The organism is Acidipropionibacterium timonense, from assembly GCF_900605005.1.
GTDB classification, from domain to species: Bacteria; Actinomycetota; Actinomycetes; order Propionibacteriales; family Propionibacteriaceae; genus Cutibacterium; species Cutibacterium timonense.
Window position 1 is genome coordinate 1,374,615 of record NZ_LR027558.1, and the last position, 17,404, is coordinate 1,392,018.

Below are 17,404 nucleotides of genomic sequence, written 5' to 3' on the forward strand. Positions count from 1 at the left end.
CCGGGGATGAGTACGAGAGGAGAGGCCCATGACGCCGTCGTTGACGCTGCACCTCCACGACGACTGGGACGCCCTCGCCGACGACGCCGCGACCATCCTCACCGCGCCCCGCGCCGACCCGTTCGCCGTCCCGCTGCTCGTCACCTCCTCGACCGCCCATTCCCGAGCACTGGGACAGGCCGTGGCGCGGCGCCGCGGCGTCGCCGCCGGTCTGCAGGGCATGAGCCCCGCAGGCTTGCGGGCGCACCTCGAGGAGGCCGTCCTCGGCCCAGACGCCGACGCGGACCGGTGGTCGGGCGAGGCCCTCACCCTGCGCATCCTCGACCTCATCGATTCCCCGAGGCTCACCGGCGACCCCGACCTGGAACCGGTCCGCCAGCACCTGGCCCACAGCGCCGACCGGGGTGTTCCGCGTCCGGCCTGGACGACGGCGCGGAGGGCCGGCAGCGCCCTGGAGGCCCTGGTGCGCCAGAATCCTGCGCTGCTGGCCCGGTGGCGCCGCGGCGAGCGGGTCGACTCCTCGGGAGCACCGCTGGGAGCCGACCGGGCCTGGTGGGCTGCGGTGTGGCAGGGATTGCACGAGGAGCACCCCGACGAGGCCGACGTCGACCCCGTCGAGCGGCTCGCCCTCACCTGCCAGCGCCTCACGGCCGACCAGGTGACCTGGCCATCGGTGCTGTGGCTGACCGGGCCCGTGACGCAGCAGGCCGACGTGCAGCTCGTCGCGGCGTTGTCCCGGCACGTCCCGGTCACCGTCATGCACGTTGACCACGACGTGTCCGGGTTCCAGACCTTCGGGTTGGCCCGCGCCGCGACGACGGCGACGTGGCGTCAGGCGGTCGATGAGGTCGGCGGTGAGGTCGTCGACCGTCGTACCGGACGGCGCCCCACGGCCGCCCTCAGTCTGCACGAGTGCCACGGACCGGACCGACAGGCCGAGGTCGTCGCCGACGTCATCTGCCACAGCCTGGCCGAGATGCCCGACAGCGAACCGCGTGACATCGTCGTCCTGTGCCCCGCCGGGTCCGAGCAGGCAGAACTGCTCGTGGCCATGTCGCGTCCCCACGACCCGACCTCGACGAGCCTGCCGACGCCGATCTCGCGGTGTCGAGTCGCCGGGCGTCCGGCCGGGGGGACGGGAAACCCCGTGGCCGACGTCGTCGTCCGGGTGCTGCGGATGCCCGGATCGCGTCAGGGGGCCGGGGACCTGCTCGACCTGTGTGCCATGCCTGCGGTGGCGCAACGCTTCGACCTGTCCCCCGACGATCTCGGCGAGCTGCGTCGACTCGTCGTCGACGCCGGCATCCGCTGGGGACTCGACGCGGCCGACCGGGCACGCAACGGGGTGGACGGCGTCCGCCAGTCGACGTGGCTGGCCGGGGTCGACAGGATGCTCCTGGGCATCGCCATGTCCGTCGATCCCCCGTCGCACATCGGCACCATCACCCCGGTCGATGACATCGGCACGACGACCATTCCCCTCGTCGGAGCCGTGGCCGAACTCGTGTCACGACTGCGTCGGGCCCTCCTGCTGTGCGCCGAACCCGCCACGGTGAGCCAGTGGGCCGAGCGCGTCGCCACCCTCGTCGACGATCTGGCCGCGGCCCCCGCGTCGATGTCCTGGGCCGTCCCGGCGACCCTCGGAATGCTCACCGGACTGCAGACGAGCGCCACGGGTCGGCTCCTCGACTCCCGCGAGGTCGCCGACCTGCTCGAATCCCTGGCCGCCCGACGACCGGGCCGACCGTCGTGGTTCAACGGGTCGTGCCAGGTGTGTTCACCGGCCGAACTCGACACCATCGCCCACGACGTCGTCATCCTCGTCGAACCCGACCGCACCGAGCCGTCGACGGACCTGCTGCGCGGGCTGCGCGCCCCCGGGGACCCACGAGACGACCCGGGCGCCCTCTCGAGGCAGTACCTGGTCGACGCCGTCGCCGCGGCCCGTCACCGGCTCGTCGTCGTGCGTGGCGGCCTCGACCCGGTGACCAATGCGCCGGTGCTGCCCGGCCCCTTCGTCTCGGCCCTGGTCGCCAGCGGCGCCACGAGAGTCGTCCATGGTCTGCAGCCGTTCTCCCCCGCGGAGTTCCCGCCCGGGCCCGCCCCATGGCGCAGCGTCGACGCCGTCAACGCCGTGGCGCGGTCGACTCCCCAGCCAAGACCGCGCCTCCTGCCGCCCCCGGCCGACCCGCGCTCGCCGCAGTACGCACCCGCCGACATCGCCGCGGCGCTGACGAACCCGGCGCGCACCGTGCTGCGAGCCAGGATGGGTGCCCCTGCTGCCGCCCGGCATGACGAGGTCGACGAGGCGCTCCCCCTCGTCCTCGACCCGCTGGCCGGCTTCGGGGTCCGGCAGCGGCTGCTCGACGACCTCGAACACGGTGCCGACGCCCAGCAGGCCGCGATCGCCGAGCGACTCCGCGCCAGCACTCCACCCGGCGAGCTGGGCCGTGGACCGCTGTACGAGCGGCTCGCCGAAGCCGAGTCCATCGCCGCCACCGCCGCCGGGCTGCGCGGTGAGGCACCGACGCGGGTCGTCGACGTCGATTTCGACCTCGTCGACGGGATGCTGCCGCCGCTGCGCTGGCCCGACGGGGCGCTCATCGATCCGCAACGTCCGCTGCGCCTCGTCGGGCGGATCCTCTCGTCCGGACCGGTCCTCGTGCGATCGGGGGCCTCGCGGGTCAACGGTCGGGCCATCCTCTCGGCCTGGGTCGATCTGCTGGCGGCCGCCGCCTGCGACCCGGCCCCCGGCCTGTGGCGGGCGGTCCTCGTGAGCCGCAGCGGCACGCTGCAACTCGTGGCCCCCGACCCGACGACGTCGACGCAGCTGCTCGCCGGACTGCTCCGGGCGGCGTGGTGGTCGTCCCAGCAACTCCTGCCCATGACCGCCTCACTGGCGGCGGTCATGACCGGCATGGTGACGCCGTGGGTTCCCCGCGGGTCCTCCCCCGCCGAGCAGCAATGGGGCCAGGATCACGACGCGAACTGGGCGCCCTTCATCGGTCCGACGCTCACCGATCTCGAAGCAGCCTGCCGAGATCTCGACACGACACCCCAGGACCTGGCCGACTGGCTCATGGGGCCGGTCGTCGAGGCGGCAGGACGGCAGGTGCAGCCATGACCGACATCTTCGACATCACCGCACCCCTGCCTCACGGCACGGTCCTGCTCGAGGCCAGCGCCGGGACGGGCAAGACCTGGTCGATCGCGGCGGTGTGCGCCCGCGCCATCGTCGCCGACGGCCTCGACGTGTCCGCCCTGCTCGTCGTCACCTTCAACCGCTCGGCCACCCGCGAACTACGCGGCCGCATCCACGGCCGGCTGGCCCACACCGTCGCGGTCCTCGAGGGTCGGGGGGCACCCAAGGACCAGCTCGACGAGTTCCTCCTCGACGCCGATGAGGCCGTCCTGGCCGAGCGTCTCGAGCGGGCTGGACGGGCCCTCGACCACATGGGGGCGGCGACCATCGCCACGACCCACGAGTTCGCCGCCCGGATGCTCGATGAGCTGGGCATCCTCGCCGATTCCGATCCCACGTCGACCCTCCTGCCCGACCTCGGCCCGCTCGTCGACGAGGTGAGCGCCGATCTGTTCCTGACCGATCACGTCGACGACCCCCAGGCTCCCCGGCCGGAGTCATGGCAGCGTCTGGGCAGGCAGGTCGCCGTACGCCACGGCGAGGTCGACCTGCCCGAACCACCCGCCGACGGCCCCGGGCGGGCGCGTAACACGTGGGCGCAACGGGTCCGCGCCGAGAGCACGCGCCGCAGTCGTCTGCTCGGGGTGCACACCTTCGACGACCTCATCAGCGACCTCGCGTCGGCCCTGGCCGACCCGCAGCGGGGCCAGGTGGCCTGTGCCATCCTCGCCGACCGGTTCCGACTCGTCCTCGTCGACGAGTTCCAGGACACCGACCCGCTCCAGTGGGAGGTGCTGCGCCGGGCCTTCCACCATCGATCCGACCTGTGGCTCATCGGCGACCCCAAGCAGTCCATCTACGCCTTCCGTGGGGCCGACATCCACTCCTACCTCGCCGCCGCCTCGGCGGCCGATCACCGTCTGGAACTGGCGACGAACTGGCGCTCCGACGGGCCGGTCGTCGACGCCGTGAGCACCGTCTTCGGGCGTGCCTGGCTCGGTGACCCGCTCATCCACGTGAGCCGGGTCGAGGCCCGTCACGCCACCTGCCGGCTCGAGTCCGTGCCATCCGGGGATCACCGGTACGACTGGTCGCAACCGGTGCAACTGCGCGCCATCGCCCCGGAGGGCCCGGCGGCGATGACCGGTCCGCGGGCCGACGAGCTCATCACCGCCGACCTCGTCAACCAGGTCATCATGATGCTCGAGGGCGGCTCGACGTGGCAGCCCGACGGCCAACCCCGCCGTCCGCTGGAACCCGGCGACATCGCCGTCCTCGTGCGCACCCGACGCCGCGGGGCACAGATCCAGGCGGCGCTGGCCGCGGCCGGACAACCGGCGGTCTTCGCCGGCGACACCTCGGTGTGGTCCTCCCGGGCGGCCGGCGACCTGGCTGACCTCCTCGAGGCCCTCGACGACCCGCAGCCGACGACGATCACCCGGCTGTGCCTCAGCCACCTCATCGGGGCCAACCCCGCCGATCTGGCCCGCGAGGACTCGCGGATGCGCTCCGACCTCGCCGTCGACCTGGCCGCCTGGGCACCCCGATGGGACGAGCTGGGCCCGTGGGGGGTCGTCCAGGCGCTCGTCCACCGCCCCGGACTGCTGGCCCGGATCCTCGGCTCGCCCGAGGGCGAGCGGTATGTCACCGACCTGCGCCACGTCGCCCAGGGCACCCATGCCGCCATCCGCGACAACGCCCTGACAGCGGCCGATGCCGCGGCGTGGATCCGTGGCCGCTCCGCGCTGTCCGACGACGAGTCGCCCCGACGCCTGGAGACCGACCGGCGGGCGGTGTCCATCATGACGATCCACCGCGCCAAGGGCCTCGGCTTCCCCGTCGTCCTCCTGCCTGACGTCGCCTCCTCGTGGGTGCGCCGGGACAAGCCCGAGGAGCCCATCGTGTGGTTCGACGGCTCCCGGCGTGTCCTGCACCTGGGCGGGTCCGGGGCCGACCGGGACCGGGCCTGGCGGTCCCACCGGGACGACGAGTTGGCCGAGGACCTGCGCACGCTCTACGTCGCCATGACCCGGGCCCGCTCGGCCCTGAGGCTGTGGTGGGCCCCGGCACCGTCCCGATTCCGCGGCTCGGCCCTGCAACGCCTCCTCGAGTTCGACGACGCACGAGGCGCCGACCCGGGCGTCGGCGAGGCGCTGCACCACGGACCGCACGAGTGCGCCCGCCTCGCCGGCTCGCCCGTGCATGTCGTCGACGTCCCCCGACAGATCGCCCTGGAACGCCATGACGACGTCGCCGACCGGCACCTGGGGCAGGCGGCGTCCATGACGCGGCCCATCGACGGCACCTGGGTCCGGACCTCCTACTCCGCCCTCACCGCAGACCTCCACGCGGCGGCGCTCGTCGAGGCCAGGAGCGGTCTCGACGAGCCCGAGGCGGACGCGGCACCAGAACCCCTCGCCACCGGCGCGGCGACCGACACCACCGACGCCACGTCGGCCCAGCCCAGCGAGGAGGAGACGACCCTGCTGTGCACCATGCCCGGCGGAACGTCGTTCGGCACCCTCGTCCACGCCGTCCTCGAGCGCGTCGACACCGACACCGACGATCTGCACGCCGAGGTGCTCGCACGCACCCGCCGCCTCCTGCGTTCCGGACCGATGGACGGCGTCGCCCCCGAACAGCTCGCCGACGGCCTCGTCGACGTGCTCCACGCCGACCTGGGCGACCTGCTGCCCGGGCAGTGCCTGGCCGACGTGCCCGTCAGGGATCGACGGGCCGAGCTCGACTTCGAGCTGGCCCTGGCCCCGCGCAGCTCAGGTGCCGCCACCGTCGGCGACATCGCCGCGGCCCTGCGGGACCCCGCGCTCGTACCACCCGAGGATCCCCTGGCCGGGTACGGCGCCGTCCTGGCCGAGTCCCCCGCCGCCCCCCGAGTGCTCGCGGGCTTCCTCACCGGCTCCATCGACGCCGTCCTGCGCACCCCGCAGGGCCGCTTCGTCGTCGTCGACTACAAGACGAACCGAGCCCCGACACCGCCTGGGCGGCTGCTGAGACCGGCCGACTACGACGCGGCGACGATGACGGCGATGATGATCGACTCGCACTATCCGCTCCAGGCGCTGCTCTACAGCGCGGCCCTGCACCGCTTCCTCGCGGCGACCCTCGCCGACTACGACCCGGCGCGCCACCTGGGTCCGGTGGGTTACCTCTTCGTCCGCGGCATGTCCGGGCACCGCACCGGCGTCGCGGCCGGCACCACGCCGCCCGGGGTCTTCGTCTGGCATCCGCGCACCGACCTGGTGGTGCGGGTGAGCGATCTGTTGGGAGGACGCCGTGCCCGCTGACCTCGTCCCCCTCACCGCCGGGCCGCTCCTGGAACCGCTGTGCCGTGCCGGCGTCCTCACCGCCGCCGACGTCCACCTCGCCCGGCTGCTCTGCCGGACCTGCGGCGAACGGGACGAGCGGGTCGTCCTGGCGCTGGCCCTCACCTGTCGGGAACTGCGACGCGGATCGGTGCACCTGGACCCCCGCACCATCGCGGCCGACGTCCTGCGCGACCTCGTCGACCCCGCCTTCCTCGAGTCCGCCGACCCGGCGGTGCGCTCCGCCGTCGACGCCGTCGAGGCCATGACCTGGCCCGACCCCGACGACTGGCTCGCCACTCTGGCGGCCAGCCCCGCCGTCGCCGACCTCACCAGCCCCGTCAACACCCTGCCGGCACGCCTCGACGACGACCTGCTCCATCTGGAGCGCTACTGGCAGGCCGAGGACGTCGTCGCACGACGCCTGGCCGAGCTCGCCGCCGATCTCCCACGCACCGATCCCGTCGAGGCCGTCGCCCTCGTCCGCGACGCCCTGGCGGGCAGCCACACCATCCTCGACGAGGCACAACTCGACGCCGCACGAGCGGCCGCGTCGCACCGGGTGTCCGTGCTCGCCGGCGGGCCCGGCACCGGCAAGACGACGACCGTCTGCGCGATCCTCGCCGTCCTGCGCGCCGCGGACCCACACCTGGGGCGGATCGCCCTGGCCGCCCCCAGCGGCAAGGCCGCCGCCCGGCTGCGGGACGCCGTCGCCGAGGTGTCCCAGCGGATGCCCGCCGACCTCGTCCCACCGACCGCCGAGGCCATGACCGTCCACTCGCTGCTGGGCTGGCACGGCCCCGGGCGCGGGTTCACCTTCGACCGGCTCGACCCGCTGCCCTACGGGGTCATCGTCGTCGACGAGGCCTCCATGCTCTCGCTGCCGCTCACCGCCTCCCTGCTCGACGCCGTCGGGCCCGCCACCCGGGTGCTCCTCGTCGGCGACCCCGGCCAGCTCGTCTCGGTCGACGCGGGGTCGGTGCTGGCCGACATCGTCGCCTCGGCCGACCTCCTCGGCCGCACGGATCGCGGCGAGCCGAGGCTGCCGGTGACCACCCTCACCCGCAACCATCGCTCCGGTGGGGGCATCGCCGACCTCGCCGAGGCGGTCCGACGCGGCCTGCCCGTCGACGCCCTGGCCGTGCTCTCCGAGAACCCCGAGACCATCACCTTCATCGACGCCGACCCGGCCATGACGCCGCTTGACACCATCCCGGAGGTCCTCGCGACCGTCCGTCGCACCGCCACGACGGTCCGCGACCATGCCGCTGCCGGCCGCGACGACGAGGCCCTCGCCGGGGTCGACGCCCACCGTCTGCTGTGCGCGCACCGACTGGGCCCGTACGGCGTCGCCGAATGGTCGGGCCAGATGATCGCCGCCCTGTCCGACGTCATGCCGGGGCTCGGCCGAGGACGCTGGGTGCTCGGCGAGCCGACGATGGCGACCCACAACATGCGCCAGCTCCAAGTGAGCAACGGCGACTGCGGGGTCGTCGTCGAGACCACACCGGTGCCGACGGTCGCCCTGCCCGGCCCCGGCGGCACGAGCTGGCGTCTGCCCTGTTCCCTCGTCCAGACCCTGCAACCCTTGCAGGCCATGACCGTGCACAAGGCCCAGGGCAGCCAGTTCGACGACGTCACCGTCGTCCTGCCCCCGCCCGACTCGGCCCTGCTCACCCGGGAACTCCTCTACACGGCGCTCACCCGGGCACGGCGTCACCTCACCGTCGTCGGCACCCGCGAGTCGGTGACCCGGGCCGTCCTCCAGCCCACCCGGCGTCACTCAGGGCTGGCGCGACGCTGGAGACGTCAGATCGACTCCTGACTCCGGGCTCGGCAGACGCCCGGCCAGCCATGAGTCGATGAGCAGACGCGCCACCGACATCGGCCCGGGCAGGGTCATCTCGCCGCGGGCCACGAGGTCGCGCACCTCGTCGCGCCGGTACCAGGCCCCCTCGACGAGCTCCTCGCCGTCGACCCGCACCGGTCCGGTCCCACGCGAGACGAAGGCGAGCATGAGCGAGCGCGGGAAGGGCCACGGCTGGGAGACGACGTAGCGCGTCGCCTGCACCTGCACCCCGGTCTCCTCGGCCACCTCGCGGGCCACCGCGTGCTCGGCGGCCTCGCCGGCCTCGACGAACCCGGCGAGCACCGACACCCGTCCGGGTGCCCACCGCCCCTGACGGGCCAGGACGATCCGGTCGTCGTCGTCGAGGACGGCGGTGATGATCGCCGGATCGGTTCGCGGGAAGACGACGTGACCACACAGGACGCACACCCGCGCCGGACCACCGCTGGTCGCCCGGGTCGACCCGTGACAGCGCGGGCAGGCCGGCATCGACTCGTGCCAGGTGAGCGTCGCCAGCCCCGCCCAGGCCAGCTCCCGGTCGGCTGGCCCCAGCTCTGCGCTGCGCAGCTGGACGACGCCGCCGTCCCCACCCGCAGGGGCACTCGGCTCGGTGATCGACCCGCGGAGGGTGAACCACGGGCGACCGTCCACGAGCCCGAGAAGGAAGTGGCGCTGGTCGTCCCGCTCCCCCTGCGTCGGTACCCCCGACAGCCGCCCGTCACCGTCGACCGCGACCCGGCAGTCCTCGTCGATGACGAGGACCCGCGCCTCCGGGCTGGTCCACCGCGCCTCGTTGGCGGCCGGGTCGTCCCGGTCGGCATGGCAGCGGTCGAGCTGGGCTGCGGTGATGAAGGTCGTCACGGTCTCGAGCCTAGAACGGCGGCCAGGTCATCGGCGTCGAGAAGCTCCTGCGGCTCGACGGTCCGGTTGGCCCCGACGTGGTGGAAGACCGCCCGTACCAGGGCCGGGTCGAGCCCGCGTGCCTGCGCCCAGGCCAGTCGGTAGATCGCCAACTGGACCGGGTCGGCGGCACCCGGGCGCGAGGTCTTCCAGTCGACGACGACCTGTCCACCGGGACGATCCGGATCCTCGAAGACCGCGTCGAGCCTGCCCCGCACGACGTGGCCGGCGACGACGACGGCGAACGGCTCCTCGACGGCGACCGGTTCCAGTCGCGCCCACCGGCTGGTCTCGAAGGCGTCCTTGAGTTGCTCCAGACCGGGCACGGTCGGCACCGGCTCCTCGAAGAGCACGGACGCCGGGTCGAGCCGCCGGCTCACCCAGGCATGGAAGGCCGTCCCGATCGTCGCCCCCCGCGACACCGCACGCGGCATCGGGCGGCGCAGCTCGGCCAGGAGGGCCTCGGGGTCGGCATGCAGTCCGACGACCTGGGAGGCGGTGAGTGCCCTGGGCAACTCGGTGGTCGGACGCCGCCGGTCCCGCGCCCGGGCCACGAGCAGCTCGGCGTCCTCCTGCCACCGGCGCACCAGCTCGGCCTCGGCGGGGTCATCGGGTTCGGGCAACCACACCTGCGACCCCTCCGCCAACCACCCGACGACCTGCTCGCGCACGGCGGCCAGGCCGGTGTCGGCCCGCTGCGGCCAGGACGTGCCGGTGACCAGGTCGACCTCTCCGGGGCGCTCGGTCGCGGGCTCGACGACGGGCTGACCGACGACCTTCCCGACCGCGTCGATGTAGCTTCCGGCAGTGCGCGGCCGGGCCCGTCCCGGACTCCACTGGTGCCAGGAGCATCCCAGGACGTGCTTGGCGCGGGTGAGGGCGACGTACGCCAGCCGGTCCTCGGCGCCGACGGTCTCGGCCCTGAGGTCGTCCTTGAACCGGGCCAGGGCGTCCCGGTCCGCCCCGGACGGGCACGCGATGGAGGCGACGTCGCCGCGCACCCACGGCGGCAGCACGCCGACCTGGGTGACGAAGTTGTCGGCGCCGCGATCGGAGGGGAACACCCCGTGGGCCAGGTCGGGCAGCAGGACCATCGGCCACTCGAGGCCCTTGGCCCCGTGCACGGTCGACAGGACGACGGCGTCGGGCTGGGTGGCCGGGTCGCGGTCCAGACCGGAACCGAACTGCTCCTCGGCATCGAGCCAGGCGAGCACCCCGGCCAGGGTGAGCTCGGGGTCGTCGAGGCAGGCCTGGTGCACCTGGGACCACAGGGCGTCCAGCTGCCCCTGGCGGGCCGCGCCACGAACCGGGTCGTCGGCGGCGATGTCGTCGGCCAGGCCGGTGACGCCGACCGCCCGCAGGACGAGGTCGTCGGGGCCGTCAGCGGCATGGTCGCCCATGGCTGCCACCTCCGCGGCGAGCATGCGGACCGCCCGGGCCAGTGTCGGCGAGTCCAGCAGTGGCCCGGGATCGTCGAGCGCGTCGGCCAGGTGCACCTGCGGTCGCTCCGTCGCGAGGTCGACGCCGTCCGCCAGCGCCCTGGCCCGGGCCAGCGTCCTGGCCCGGTGCGAGACCATCTCGAGCAGGTCGGCGCCCAGCCCCCATCGGGCAGCGGTGAGCAGGGTCGCCAGGGCGTCGTCGTCACGCCGGTCGACGACCAGCCGCAGGTGCGCGACGACCATGGCGACATCGGGCAGGCACAGCAGACCCGAGAGGTTGGCGACCGCGACCGGCACCAGGCGCCCGGCCAGGGCGGCGTGCAGGTCGGCGATGTCGCTGTTGCGCCGCACGAGGACGGCGATCTGGCTCCACGACGCCACCTGCCCACGCTCGCGGGCCTCAACGACGGCGTCCGCCACGGCGGCGCACTCCTGGGCCCAGGTCTCGTGGTTCGAGACCGTGACCTCGCTCGTCGACGCCCGCTCCGTCTCCTCGGAGGGTCGGCGCAGCGCACCGACGACCCCGCCCATCTCCGCGCTGTCCCGCAGCGCGGCCGAGACGGCATTGGCACAGTCGAGGACGGTCTGGTCGGACCGCCGGTTCTCGGTGAGGGTGAACGTCCTGGCCGGTCTCGCTCCGGACCCGTCGGCCCGCGGGAAGGCGCCGGAGAACTCGAGGATGTTGCTGGCCGCCGCCCCCCGCCAACCGTAGATGGCCTGCAAGGGATCACCGACGGCCGTCACCGGGTGCCCCAGACCGTCGGCGACCCGCTGCCCGGTGAAGAGTTCCCGGAGCAGTCGGGCCTGGCTCGTCGAGGTGTCCTGGTACTCGTCGAGGAGCACGACACGGTACCGGGACCGCAGCTCCGCGCCGACCTGTGGGCTGGTCTGGGCCAGCGCCACCGCCTCGTTGAGCCGGTCGGCGAACTCGACGAGTCCCAGGCGTGCCTTGCGCTGCTCGTAGGCCTCGACCAGGCCGACGAGTTCCTCGCGTTCCCGGGCCACCGCGGCAGCGTCGGCGACATCGGCATACGGCTGACCGCTCTTGCGGCCGGGGGCGGCCTCGAGGTCGTCGAGCCACTGTCGATTGCGCCGGCGCACCGTGGCGGCGTCGACCCCGTGGGCCGACATCTGGCCGGCCAGGGCGACGACGGCCCGGGCGATGGAGACCGGTCTGAGGTGGGAGGCCATGAGCGGTGCGCTCTGCAGTCCCCGGACGACCTCGTAGGCGATCTGGTGGCACCGGGCCGTCGTCACCAGACGCGCCCCGGAGTCGACCCCGATCCAGGCCCCGAACTCGTCGACGAGGCTCGCGGCGAACCCGTCGTAGGTCTGCACGGTCGCTCCGGCGTCGGCCCGGGCCAGTCCGGCGTGATCGAGTCGTCCGGCGATCCGGTCGGCGAGTTCACGACAGGCCTTGCGGGTGAAGGTCAGCCCGAGCACCTGCTGGGGTTCGACCTGACCGGTGGCGACGAGCCAGACGACCCGCGCGGCCATGACCGTCGTCTTGCCGGTGCCCGCCCCGGCGATGATGACCCCGGGTTCCAGGTCCGCGGTGATGGCCCTGCGCTGTTCGGCCGAGGGGGTGAAGCCGAGCAACTCGGTGAGGTCGACGTCGGTCATCGGCGTGCTCCGTTCTCGTCTCGTCGTGGCGCCGGCGCCGAGGCCCCGCCCCGGTCGGTGGCCCGGTCCACCGCAGGATCGGGGGGCACGAGGGCCGGGCAGCCGGCGCGCGCCGGGCAGGTGCCACACCCCTGGTTGGGCACGGCCCGAAGATCGGAGCCGAGCGCGACGGCCGCCGCCTCGTCGATCCGTGCCTCGATCCAGCTGGCACATCCGGGCACCGGCGTCGGGTACTCACTGGGCGGCCACGGGACGTCGTCGAGTGAGGGCTGCCGCACGACCTTGGGATCGACACCACCGCGTCCGGCGCCGCGCAACAGATGGACGAGTTCGGCCCCGCCGACGTCGACCGGACCCTTCCCGGCCGCGTCGGGGCGAGCGCAGCCGCCAGCGCGCACCGCCGCCTGGTACACCGCGATCTGCACCTCGTGGCTGCGCGCGACCAGGGGCGAGGTGCTGCGTCCGGTCTTGATGTCGACGACGTGGAGACGGCCCTCGTCGTCCTCCTCGAGGCGGTCGATGGTTCCGCGCACGCGCACTCGCGCCGACGGCAGGTCGAGGACGACGTCGACCGGCACCTCCGTACCGACAACGGTCCCCGGGCGACCTTCCAACCACCGGTCGAGGCGGGCGAGGGCCTCCTTGCCGGACTCGAGTTCGACCGGCCCCTGCCACGGCACCTCGAGGAGCACCTCGTCCCAGCGGTCCTCGAGTTCGGCCACGGCCTCCTCGAGGTTCCACGAGTTCGCCCGCGTCGCCGCGATGTCGTGGACGAGAGTGCCCAGGGAACTCGCGACGGTGTCGGGGCCGCTGGCGCCCAGACGACGGGTGACGAACCACCGACGCGGACAGGTGAGCAGCTCACCGACGTGGGACGGCGAGAGGGTCACCTCGGGGTGTTCGGCGGGGTCACGGGACGCCCTCCCGGCCGCCCCGGCGACGCCGTCACGCCACCACCGACGAGGGTCGGCCTGGGGTACCAGCGGCACCCCCGCGTCGGTCCGCTCGGCGAGGCTGCACAGGGTCCTGGCCGCGTGCCTGCGGACCGTCACCGACACGGTGGGGTCGGTGAGGCTGCGTCGCAACTGCCCGACGAGGCCGCCGAGCCCGGCCGGGTGCTCACGCTCGTCCGCCTCCGGACGAGCGTCGACCGCCAGGTCGGCCACGGAGGTGAGGAAGGGCGAGGGCCCCACCCCTGACTCGGGATCGTCGACGCCGGCCAGCACGAGCAGGCTGCGTGCCCGCGAACAGGCCACGAGCAGCAGACGCCGCTCGGCGGCGACCGTCGTGCCCCACCCCGGCCGGGCGACCGGGCCGGCCGGCGACCACTCGTCGACACCGACGAGCGAGCCGGTGTGATCGGGCGCCGGCCAGACGCCTTCCTCCAGACCGCACACGACGACGACCTCGAACTCCAGGCCCTTGCTGCGGTGCGCCGTCATGACCGACACGCCACGCCGATCCTGGTCGGACTCGCGGGCACGGTCGGCGGGGATCTCCTCCTCGCGCACCGAGCGGACGAGGCGCCGTGCCCCCGAGGCACCGACGAGAGTGTCGGCCCGCTCGGCCAGGTCGAACAGGGAGCACAGCCCGTCGAGCTCCCCGTCGGCGGTCGCGTCGCCCGCCAGGGCCCGGGCGCGAAGCTCACGGGACCAGTCCGACCCGTCCCACAACCGCCACAGGGCGTCATGGGCGGCCACCCTGGCGGACAGATCGTCGGCGGCCCGACGCATCCGTGCCAGGAGGACGGCGCCCGACCGCACCCGTCTCGCCAGCCCGGCGGGCAGTCTCGGCGCGTCGTCGTCCCGGGGTCCCAGGAGCAGCCCCTCGAGCCCGTCCCAGTCGAGGGTCAGCCCGTGATGGACGGCCCACTCCTCGAGCCGATGGCGGGTCGCCTGGTCCAGCCCCGACATCGGCCCGGCCAGCACGGCCGCCATCGACTCGGCCCCCGGCGACGTGCCGGCGGACAGGTCGGCACACAGGTCGAGGACCGCGAGCACCTGACGCACCGCGTGGACGTCCCACAGGACGACGTCGTCACGACTGCGGTGCACCGGGATCCCCTCGGCACCGAGCACCGTCACCAGGACGCCGAGGTCGCGTCCGTGGCGGGTGACCACCGCCATCTGCTCCCAGCCGACTCCCCGACGCAGGTGCGCCGCGCGCAGTCGCTCCGCGACACGGCGGGCCAATCGGGTCTGGCTCGACGCGGTGAGCAGCTCGGCCGATCCCGGGCCGACCGCCGTGCTCGGCACCCGACGCAGAGCTGCCACGGGTTCGACGGGCAGGGCGTCCCGGAGCCGCTCGACCACCTCGTGCACCCCGGTGCCGCACCGCCGGTCGATGTCGAGGCGGTGCACCGCCGGGTCCGGGAAATCGGCCAGCACCTCGTCGAGCCGCTCGGACTGGGCGCCCCGGAAGGCGAAGATCGTCTCCTCGGGACAGGCGGTGAGCAGGGTCGGCACGCCGGCCCGGGCCAGATCGGCCAGCAGGGCGGACTGCGACCGGTCGCACTCGGTGAGGTCGTCGCACACGAGGAGGGCCGTGCTCGAGGTGAGCGAGGCGAGCACCGCCGGGTCGGTGAGCGCGATCCGTGCCCGATGCACCGCCTCGGCGTAGTCGAGCCCACCCTCGAGATCGAGGACGTCGAGGTACTCGTCGAGGAACTGTCCGAGCACCTGCCAGTCCGACCGACCGGCGGACCGACCTTGCGCCGAGAGGTCGGCCGGGTCGAGGCCGTGCTGGCGAATCGTCGCCGCCATGACGCGCACGTCCGAGACGAACCGGGAGGTCCCTGCCGCGGCGCGCAGCCCCGCGGGCCAGGCGTCCAGCCCGCGGGCGTCGATGAGCTCGCGGATCCGGAACTCCTGCTCCGGGGCGGTGAGCAGCCGTGGCACCGGTGTGCGCGGATCGTGCGCGGACAGGACGATCGACCGAGCCAGGGCGTGCACCGTCGTCACCCGCGGGTTGAGGTGGGCCCCACCCAGACGTGCCAGCAGCCGCGCCCGCAGGTCCTGGGCCGCCGATCGACTGTGGGCCAGCAGGAGGACCTCGGACAGGTCACCGCCCGATTCCACGAACCGAGCGGCCCGCTCCAGACACACCGTCGTCCGGCCGGTTCCCGGGCCACCGAGGACGACGACCACCGGGGAGCTGTCCCCGAGGGCCTGCTCCTGTTGCTGTGACATGACGACGTCCATGGGGCCCATCGAACCACCGGCCGGTGACAGTTCCGCGACGACGACGTCGCCGGACCGCTGGAGCCACCCCGCGGCTCGCACAGGACATTGCGACGCACCGCAGGTCCACGAGGAGTGACGATGTGAGAAGCTAGGGGAGCTGCCCTGCCGAGGACGGCGTCTCCGAATGGCGCCGTACGACGCGGCTCGCCGCTGGACGAGTCCACCGGCGGGACCGGCAGCAGGGGCAGTGGGCCCCGCCACGCTCGAAGGGATTCACATGGCGACCGGAACCGTCAAATGGTTCAACGACGACAAGGGCTACGGGTTCATCTCCGTGGACGGCGACGAGGCGAACGACGTCTTCGTCCACTGGCGGTCGATCGTCGACGACGGCCACAAGCACAAGACGCTGCGCGAGGACCAGCGCGTCGAGTTCGACATCACCGAGGGTCCCAAGGGATACCAGGCCGAGAACGTGCGGCCTGCCTGAGACGTGACCGCCGGGCCCCACGGGGCCCGGCGGTGTCCGTCCAGCACGACCGAGAGGTACCCATGTCAACGCCCATCGACCCCGACGGAGCCACCGCCGAGCAGGGTCACACCGAACCGGCCGGACCCGAGGGGATCGCGAGCCCGGAGCGCCTGTTCGTCGGCGCCCGCGCCCGCACCCGCTCCGACTTGGGGCTGCGCACCGACGTCGGACTGCGTCACCCCACGAACCAGGACTTCCTCAGCGCCGACGTCGACGCCGACGACTGCCACCTCGTGCTCGTCGTCGCCGACGGCGTCTCGTCGACCGCCGGCGCCGAGCGCGCGGCGGCCATCGCCTCGCGTCACGTGTGCGCGTACCTCACCGCCGCCCTGGCCCAGGGCCTGCCCCACGGGGACGACGCCGTCATCCGCCTCTTCGAACGGGCCGTCGACCGCGCCAACCGAGCCGTCCTCGACCCGCACACCGCCGATCCGTCGCAGCTCGGCCCCGACCGGGCCACGACAGACCCGACGCCGTCCACCGACGACCCCGACGGCGCGAGCGCCGAGTCCCGGGACCACCTTGAGGACGACCCGCACGTCGCCATCGGTGCCTGCACCCTGGCCGCGGCCATCTGCTCGAACGACCGGCTGCTCGTGGCCAACATCGGCGACACCCGCGCCTACTGGTTCCCCGGTGACGGGCGCGCCATCCGCCTGTCGACCGACGACTCGGTGGCCCAGGCCCAGATCGACCTCGGCATGACGCGCGAGGAGGCCGAATCCGGGGTCGGGGCGCACGCCATCACCAAGTGGATCGGGGCTCGTGCCACCGACATCACCCCGCGGGTCGTCGCCTACACGCCGCGCTCCCCCGGCTGGCTCCTGCTGTGCAGCGACGGGCTGTGGAACCATCTTCCCGATCCTGCCGACCTGGCGGCGGTGCTGGCCGGTTTCGTCTCCCGTGCTCCCCTGGTCGACGGCCGACCCGATCCCGACGCCATCGCCGGGATGCTCGTCGACCACGCGAATGCCTGTGGTGGTCAGGACAACGTCTCGGTCGCCCTGTGGCGGGCCGACGCCGTCCCGGCGCGGGCCGCGGTCGACGAGTGAAGCCGCACGTCCCGTCCACGCCGACCCGTCGCGCCGTTCGCCAGCCGAGTGACGGTCCGGTTCCGGACGGGGCGTACCGGTAGGTTGGTCGCCATGGAGATCAAGATCGGCATCACCGACATCCCGCGCGAGGTCGTCATCGACACCGAGACCCCGGCCGAGCAGCTCGAGCAGGAACTGCGCATCGCCCTGGCGGACGCCAACGGGCTGTTCACCGTCACCGACGCCAAGGGGCGCAAGGTCCTCGTGCCCTCCCGCGACATCGCCTACGTCGACCTGGGACAGCAGAACGCCCGTCAGGTCGGCTTCGGGACGCTCTGAGCCGGCGACCTCACGTCACGGAGCCGGGCCCGGGACGCCCC

9 protein-coding genes are annotated in these 17,404 nt (G+C 73.6%); 6 read left to right on the forward strand and 3 right to left on the reverse strand.

Annotated features, from left to right (window positions below; translation table 11 throughout):
- Positions 1–28 precede the first annotated feature (28 nt).
- The 3 genes from E0E30_RS06480 to recD are packed head-to-tail and all read left to right on the forward strand — an operon-like array spanning position 29 to position 8,290.
- A complete protein-coding gene (locus E0E30_RS06480; RefSeq protein ID WP_130865606.1) occupies positions 29–3,124 on the forward strand; it encodes an exodeoxyribonuclease V subunit gamma in 3,096 nt (1,031 codons plus the stop codon).
- Positions 3,121–6,447 carry a UvrD-helicase domain-containing protein gene (locus tag E0E30_RS06485; protein ID WP_130865607.1) on the forward strand — a complete coding sequence of 1,109 codons (3,327 nt, stop codon included), beginning with the start codon at positions 3,121–3,123 and terminating at the stop codon, positions 6,445–6,447. The genes E0E30_RS06480 and E0E30_RS06485 overlap by 4 nt, the downstream gene beginning before the upstream one ends.
- The gene (gene recD, locus E0E30_RS06490; protein WP_130865608.1) at positions 6,437–8,290 is read left to right on the forward strand and encodes an exodeoxyribonuclease V subunit alpha; all 1,854 of its coding nucleotides are present in this window, start codon (positions 6,437–6,439) and stop codon (positions 8,288–8,290) included. Before E0E30_RS06485 ends, recD begins: the two co-directional genes overlap by 11 nt.
- Here recD and nudC read toward each other — a convergent pair.
- The 3 genes from nudC to E0E30_RS06505 are packed head-to-tail and all read right to left on the reverse strand — an operon-like array spanning position 8,249 to position 15,464.
- The gene (gene nudC, locus E0E30_RS06495; protein WP_130865609.1) at positions 8,249–9,175 is read right to left on the reverse strand and encodes an NAD(+) diphosphatase; all 927 of its coding nucleotides are present in this window, start codon (positions 9,173–9,175) and stop codon (positions 8,249–8,251) included. The genes recD and nudC overlap by 42 nt on opposite strands.
- Positions 9,172–12,276, reverse strand: a complete 3,105-nt coding sequence (locus E0E30_RS06500) for an ATP-dependent DNA helicase (RefSeq protein ID WP_130865610.1) — start codon at positions 12,274–12,276, stop codon at positions 9,172–9,174. Before E0E30_RS06500 ends, nudC begins: the two co-directional genes overlap by 4 nt.
- A complete protein-coding gene (locus E0E30_RS06505; protein WP_130865611.1) occupies positions 12,273–15,464 on the reverse strand; it encodes an ATP-dependent helicase in 3,192 nt (1,063 codons plus the stop codon). The genes E0E30_RS06500 and E0E30_RS06505 overlap by 4 nt, the downstream gene beginning before the upstream one ends.
- Before the next feature lie 271 nt (positions 15,465–15,735).
- Here E0E30_RS06505 and E0E30_RS06510 point away from each other — a divergent pair, with 271 nt between their 5' ends.
- From E0E30_RS06510 to E0E30_RS06520, 3 genes are all read left to right on the forward strand, one after another.
- Complete coding sequence (locus tag E0E30_RS06510; protein WP_130865612.1) at positions 15,736–15,948, forward strand: cold-shock protein; 213 nt, start codon at positions 15,736–15,738, stop codon at positions 15,946–15,948.
- 62 nt (positions 15,949–16,010) lie between these two features.
- On the forward strand, positions 16,011–17,042 hold the full coding sequence (locus E0E30_RS06515; RefSeq protein ID WP_130865613.1) for a protein phosphatase 2C domain-containing protein: 1,032 nt from the start codon (positions 16,011–16,013) through the stop codon (positions 17,040–17,042).
- Positions 17,043–17,135: 93 nt separating this feature from the next.
- Positions 17,136–17,363: a DUF3107 domain-containing protein gene (locus tag E0E30_RS06520; protein WP_130865614.1), complete on the forward strand. Its 228-nt coding sequence runs from the start codon at positions 17,136–17,138 to the stop codon at positions 17,361–17,363.
- The last annotated feature ends 41 nt before the right edge of the window (positions 17,364–17,404 follow it).

Excerpts from the sequence above, each read along its gene's own strand:
- E0E30_RS06500 (WP_130865610.1), bottom strand. The coding sequence starts at position 12,276 with ATGACCGACGTCGACCTCACCGAGTTGCTCGGCTTCACCCCCTCGGCC.
- E0E30_RS06505 (WP_130865611.1), bottom strand. The coding sequence starts at position 15,464 with ATGTCACAGCAACAGGAGCAGGCCCTCGGGGACAGCTCCCCGGTGGTC.
- E0E30_RS06485 (WP_130865607.1), top strand. The coding sequence starts at position 3,121 with ATGACCGACATCTTCGACATCACCGCACCCCTGCCTCACGGCACGGTC.
- E0E30_RS06515 (WP_130865613.1), top strand. The coding sequence starts at position 16,011 with ATGTCAACGCCCATCGACCCCGACGGAGCCACCGCCGAGCAGGGTCAC.
- E0E30_RS06520 (WP_130865614.1), top strand. The coding sequence starts at position 17,136 with ATGGAGATCAAGATCGGCATCACCGACATCCCGCGCGAGGTCGTCATC.
- E0E30_RS06510 (WP_130865612.1), top strand. The coding sequence starts at position 15,736 with ATGGCGACCGGAACCGTCAAATGGTTCAACGACGACAAGGGCTACGGG.
- E0E30_RS06480 (WP_130865606.1), top strand. The coding sequence starts at position 29 with ATGACGCCGTCGTTGACGCTGCACCTCCACGACGACTGGGACGCCCTC.